At 60.9% G+C, this 6355-nt stretch carries 5 protein-coding genes and 1 pseudogene; all 6 read left to right on the top strand.

Features of this window, described 5'->3' with window-relative positions:
* Window positions 1–180, top strand: a pseudogene (locus C477_RS00580) (hypothetical protein); the annotation flags it as partial.
* Window positions 181–308: 128 nt separating this feature from the next.
* A complete protein-coding gene (locus C477_RS00575; protein ID WP_008892469.1) occupies window positions 309–2168 on the top strand; it encodes an ABC transporter substrate-binding protein in 1860 nt (619 codons plus the stop codon).
* Between the two features lie 183 nt (window positions 2169–2351).
* Window positions 2352–3902, top strand: a complete 1551-nt coding sequence (locus C477_RS00570) for an ABC transporter substrate-binding protein (protein ID WP_449404388.1) — start codon at window positions 2352–2354, stop codon at window positions 3900–3902.
* Entirely contained in the window at window positions 3844–4233 is a 390-nt protein-coding gene (locus tag C477_RS00565; RefSeq protein WP_049914046.1) for a hypothetical protein, read from the top strand. The genes C477_RS00570 and C477_RS00565 overlap by 59 nt, the downstream gene beginning before the upstream one ends.
* Window positions 4234–4282: 49 nt before the next feature.
* Window positions 4283–5302, top strand: a complete 1020-nt coding sequence (locus tag C477_RS00560; protein WP_049914044.1) for an ABC transporter permease — start codon at window positions 4283–4285, stop codon at window positions 5300–5302.
* On the top strand, window positions 5295–6290 hold the full coding sequence (locus C477_RS00555; protein WP_008892467.1) for an ABC transporter permease: 996 nt from the start codon (window positions 5295–5297) through the stop codon (window positions 6288–6290). The genes C477_RS00560 and C477_RS00555 overlap by 8 nt, the downstream gene beginning before the upstream one ends.
* Window positions 6291–6355 lie beyond the last annotated feature (65 nt).

The raw sequence follows: 6355 nt of genomic DNA, 5'->3' as shown, positions 1-6355 counted from the left end.
CATTTCCGACTGCTCTTTATGGTCTCGGTGTTGGCGCTGATCGTTCTCGGCGCCGCGCTGCCGGCCATCGAGCGAGGGACCGGAACGCACGTCATTACGATCGTCCAACTCGCGACGTTCGCCGTGATCGGTGCCTTCTCGTTTGCGATGATGGTCGTCTGCGGGCGACGCGCGGACTAGCGGCGACTGCGCCGGGCGAGCGAACCCCCCGTTCTCGCGGTCCGCTTCAATCGAATTCCGTGCGCACCGACGACCGATTACTAGTCCCAATCTACATAAGGGTCGATAATTAATGATTACTTGTAGCCATGAGACACAATCGCACTCGGGTGAATAGACGGGAGTTTATCGGTGCCAGCGCCGGCACGGTCGCCGCCACGCTCGCGGGCTGTCTCGGTAGCGGCAGCGACGCGACGGAGTTCGTCACGGCGTTCGCGGGCGGGCGCCAGCCGACGCAGGTTCATTTCAACCCCTGGAACGCGTCGGACTACGCGCAGACCTACAGCATCTACTGGCTCCAGGGCACGGTTACGACGCATGCCGACGGGACGGTGTCGACCGATTTCTTCGAGGAGCTCAGCGTCGACGGTCGAGAGGTCACGGTCACGTTCTCCGACGAGTGGAGTTTCTGGAACGGCAACGACATCACCGCCGAGGACTATCTCATCGAACAGGAGATCTGGCGCTACCAGGATCCGGAGGCCTCGCCGATCGAAGGCCACGAACTGGTCGACGATTACACCGTCAAGCGGATCTACAAGGACGAGATCTCGCCGACGATCGCGCGGTCGGAAGCCGGCGCCGGGACGGCCGCGCCCAAGTCGGTCTTCCGGGAGTACTACGAGCGCTACGAGGACGCCACCACGGAGAGCGAGCGGGAGGCCGTTACCGAGGATCTCCTCAAGCTGACGATCGACACCGAGGAGTTCGTCGAGGAAGGGTACGGCAGTTCGCTGTTCAAGATCGAGGACTTCAATTCCTCGGAGACGCTGGCGACCACGTGGGAGGACCACCCGTGGGCCGACCGGACGGACATCGAGCAGATCCGCGTAAAGCCCACCGAGGGGACCCAGGTCGAGCAACTCGAGAAGAGCGACGAACTCGACATGACCCAGTACGTCACCGAGGACCAGCGGTCGGAGTACCCCGATAACATCGAGAACATTTACAAGCTAGACCATTACAGCTGCCGGAAATACATCCTGAACTGGAACAACAAGCACCTCGCGAGGCGGCCGGTCCGCCGAGCGATCATCTCCGCCATCGACATTCCCTCGATCGTCGACGCCGCGAACCAGACCGGGGTGATGGCGACGCCGACCCAGGTTCAGACGGGGATCCGATCGTCCGTCGAGGAGAAGTACCTCGGCGAGGACTTCGTCGACCAACTCATCGAGTATCCCGTCGAGGCCGACGAGGAGGCGGCCGTCGAGTACATGCAACAGGCCGGCTACTCGCGGGAAAACGGCGAGTGGATCGGTCCCGACGGCGACGCGACCGACTTCACCGCCATCACCCAGGCGGGCGTCAAGAAGTCCCAGCCGACGAAGGTCTTCACCGACCACCTCAACGAATTCGGACTGAACGTGGAGATGGAGGCCGTCGGACAGGATTACTACTCGCGAGTTCAGGAGTGGGAGTTCGACATCGCCTGGATGTGGCACGTCGCCCTTCCGTACTGGCACCCCGTGGCGTACTTCTCGAACGACTTCTANGTTCAGGAGTGGGAGTTCGACATCGCCTGGATGTGGCACGTCGCCCTTCCGTACTGGCACCCCGTGGCGTACTTCTCGAACGACTTCTACGGCCTCCTCGCTGGCGACATCACTAGTGACAGTGATACGGGACCGACCGGCGTGCCGTTCTCGCTGGAAATCCCCGAAGAGATCGGTGCCACGGAGGTCGGCAGCAACGGCGTGGAAATCAACCCGGCACAGCTCATGGTCGACCTCGAGGGCGCGTCCTCCGAAGAGGAAACGATCGAGATCACGCGAACGCTCGCCCAGTGGGTCAACTACGATCTGCCCGTGATCGTTCACCTCCAGGATAACCGCGGGTTCGCCGGCGACGTGGAGAACTTTACCTTCCCGAGCGAGGACGACTTCCGCATGGATCGCTCCAACCCGGGACCGAACGCGCTTTTGAACGGCCACATCTCGACCAACTAAATAACGCTGCACCCGTACACAGGAAAGACTGTACTCCCTGCGAACAGTCTTCTTGCTCCCACGCTCACCACTAGTAAACGAGAGATCGTCTGACGAATAGTCCCGTAGTATGTCCCATGATACCTATGATATCTTACCAAAAGTTACATAAGTATAGCTCGTAACGGATACCCCGTGGGAAAGATGATCAAGGACCACAGTCATTTGAGTAGACGTCACTTTGTCGGGGCAAGCGCCGGAACGCTTGCGGCGACGCTAGCTGGGTGTGTCGGTGGCGGCGACAACAGTGCGGAGTTCGTCACGGCGTTCGAAGGCGGTCGCCCGCCGACCGAGGTCCACTTCAATCCGTGGAACGCCTCGGACTACGCACAGACCTACAGCATCTACTGGACGCAGGAAACGCTCGCGACGCATTCCGACGGGTCGGTGTCGACCGATTTCTTCGAGGATATCAGCGTCGACGGCCGCGAGGTCACGATCGAGTTCTCGGATCAGTGGACCTTCTGGAACGGCAACGACATCACCGCCGAAGACTACTTCATCGAGGCGGAGCTCTGGCGCTACCAGGATCCGGAGGCCTCCCCCTTCGAAGGCCACGAACTGGTCGACGACTACACCGTCAAACGAATTTACAAGGACGAGGTTTCGCCGGTTATCGCGAAATCGAACGCGGGCCTCGGGACGGGCGCCCCGAAATCGGTCTTCCGAGAGTACTACGAGCGCTACGAGGACGCAGGCGGAGAAAGCGCCCGTCAATCGGTTACCGAGGACCTCCTCCAGCTGACGATCGATACCGAGGAGTTCGTCGAGGAGGGATACGGCAGTTCGCTCTTCAAGATCGAGGATTTCAATTCCTCGGAGACGCTGGCGACCAAGTGGGAGGACCACCCGTGGGCGGACGAGACGGATCTCGAGCAGATTCGGGTCCTTCCGAACATCGAATCGGGGACGCAGGTCGAGCAACTCGAGAAGAGCGACAAGCTCGACATGACTCAGTACATCACCGAGAGTCAGCGTTCGGAGTACCCCGACAACATCGAGAACATCTACGAGCTGAGTCACTACAACTGCCAGAAGTACATGTTGAACTGGAATAACGAGCACCTCGCGAACCGATCGGTTCGCCGAGCGATCATCTCCGCGATCGACATTCCCTCGATCATCGACGCCGCGACGCAGACGGGAATGCTCGCGAGCCCGACGCAGGTCCAGACGGGGATCAGGGAGACCATCGAAGACCAGTACCTCGGTGAGGACTTCGTCGACCAGCTCATCGAGTACCCCGTCGAGGCCGACGAGGAGACGGCGATCGCCTACATGGAGGACGCCGGCTACTCGCGGGAGGACGGCGAATGGATCAGTCCCGACGGTAACGCGACCGACTTCACCGTCATCACGCAATCCGACGTTTCGCAGTCCCAGCCGACGAAAGTCTTCACCGATCACCTCAACGCGTTCGGGCTGAACGCGGAGATGGAGGCCGTCGGCCAGGACTACTACTCGCGGGTTCAGGAGTGGGAGTTCGACATCGCCTGGATGTGGCACGTCGCNTCTCAACGCGTTCGGGCTGAACGCGGAGATGGAGGCCGTCGGCCAGGACTACTACTCGCGGGTTCAGGAGTGGGAGTTCGACATCGCCTGGATGTGGCACGTCGCGCTGCCGTACTGGCACCCCATGGCGTACTTCTCGAACGACTTCTACGGTCTCCTCGCCGGCGACGTCACCAGCGATAGCGATACGGGACCGACCGGCGTGCCGTTCTCGCTCGAGATCCCCGAGGAAGTCGGCGCGACGGAAGTCGGCAGCAACGGCGTCGAGATCAACCCGGCCCAGCTCATGGTCGACCTCGAGGGAGCGTCCTCCGAGGAAGAAACGAAGGAACTGACGCGAACGCTGGTTCAGTGGGTCAACTTCGACCTGCCCGCGATCATCCACTTACAGGAGAACCGCGGGTTCGGCGGCGACGTCGAGAACTTCGACTTCCCGAGCGAGGACGAGTTCCGGATGGACCGTCCGAACCCGGGACCGTTCGCGCTACTGCGAGGGCTCATTTCGACGAATTAGACCGTCTCGATCACAATACCCGTAACAACAGGATATAGGACTATAGGACATGCAAGGGAATTACCTCGCGAAGCGCATTGGACAGGCGCTACTGACGTTTTTCGCGACAGTAACGCTGACGTTCGTTCTGTACCAGATGATGCCGGGCGGTCCTGAGCAGGCGCTTCGGAATCAGATCCTCTCCCAGCAGATGGGATCGTCGAATACGATCAATCCGGAGCAAATCGAACAGCTAGTCGAGAACTACACGAATCTCGAGAGCGATGCGCCGATTTACGTGCAGTACTACCAGTACATGAGCAGCGTCTTCCTCGAGTTCGATCTCGGCGAGTCGCTCTACTCGGAGGACACCGTGACGTCGCTCCTCGCCGAGCGACTCCCGTGGTCGATGCTCATCAGCGTCTACGCGATGGTCATCGGCTACTCCGTGAGCATCGTGCTCGGCGCGGTGATGGCCTTCAAGGAGAAGTCCCGATTCGACTCGGTGTCGTCCGTCGTCGTTATCGGGCTCAACTCCACGCCGTACTACGTCGCGGGGATCCTGTTCATCTTCTTCTTTAGCATTCGGAACAATGTCTTCCCGACGGGCGGCCGGTACGGCCTCGGTATCGAGCCGGGATTCAACCCGGCGTTCATGCAGAGCATCGCGCTCCACGCCGCGCTCCCGATACTGTCGATGAGCGTGCTCGGACTCGGCACGGCGCTAACGATGCGGGGGAACTCCGTCCGCGTCCTCGGAGAGGACTACCTCCGCGTCGCGGAGCTGCGCGGGCTGCGCAACTCCCGTATCGCCACCCAGTACGTGGGTCGGAACGCCATCTTGCCGATGTACACGCAGTTCATGATCGGTATCGCCGGCGTGCTCAGCAGCTCCGTCATCGTCGAGGAGATCTTCTCCTACCCGGGCGTGGGACTGCTGGTGTACGACGCCATCCAGGTGCGAAACTATCCCGTACTCATGGGATCGCTCATCGTCTTCACGCTCGTGACGATCGTCGCGATCCTGATCGCGGATCTGACGTACGGCTTCATCGACCCCCGAATCTCGTCCGGAGGAAACAATGAGTAACGAACGACCCGACGACGACCTCGAGACGCTCTTCGACGCGGATATCGACCGGGAACCGACGCCGCGGTCCCAGCGGCTCAAGCGACAGTTCGACCTGTACGTCGTCGCGCCCGCCCGGGTAGCGATGACCGACTGGCGAGCCGTCCTCGGGACGGCGATCATCGCGATGTACGTCCTGATGGGGACCGTCGGCGTCTGGCTCGTCGACAGACCGACGAGTGGCGACGCGCCCACTCTCGTACCGCCGTTCCAGAACCCCAACTACATTCTCGGGACGGACACCTTCGGCCAGCCGATCGGGGCGCAACTCATCCACGCGACGCCGGACATGTTCCGGATGGTGTTTGCCGGGGCGGTCGTGAGCATCGGGTTCGCGGCGCTGGTCGGCGTCCTCTCGGGGTTCCTCCGGGGGTCGAAGATCGACACGATCCTGATGTCGATCACCGACATCATCATCACGATCCCCGGACTTCCGCTGGTCATCGTCCTCATCGCGATCTTCCAGCCCGGAGACCCGTACGTCATCGGCGTCCTGCTCGGGCTCGACAACTGGCCCGGTCTGGCGAGGACCGTGCGGTCGCAGGTGCTTAGCATCCGAGAGGAGTCGTACGTGGAGGCATCGCAGATCATGGGCATCTCGACGGGGACGATCCTCCGCCGGGACGTGCTCGCTCAGCTGATGCCCTACATCACGGTGAACGCGGCGCTGGCGTCTCGCCGCATCATCTTCGAGTCCGTCGGGCTGTACTTCCTCGGGATCCTTCCGTTCACGACGCTCAACTGGGGCGTCATGATGAACATCGCCTACGAGGGGAACGCACTGAGTAAGCCGAGCATGTACCACTTCCTCGCGTTCCCGTTACTGACGATCTTCCTGATGTCGTTCGGACTCGTGTTGTTCTCCCAGGGGATGGACAGCGTGTTCAACGTCCGACTCAGGGCGCGACACTCGTCGACGATCGACGACGACGGAGGTCCCGAACCATGAAAACATCAACGGATAGATATAACGGTAGTACTATATCACTGTCCACAATTCACACTGACAAGACA

Origin of the sequence: Haloterrigena salina JCM 13891 (assembly GCF_000337495.1) — an archaeon.
GTDB lineage: Archaea > Halobacteriota > Halobacteria > Halobacteriales > Natrialbaceae > Haloterrigena > Haloterrigena salina.
Note: the sequence above shows the minus strand (reverse complement) of the source record. Positions and strands in the feature narration are given on the sequence as shown.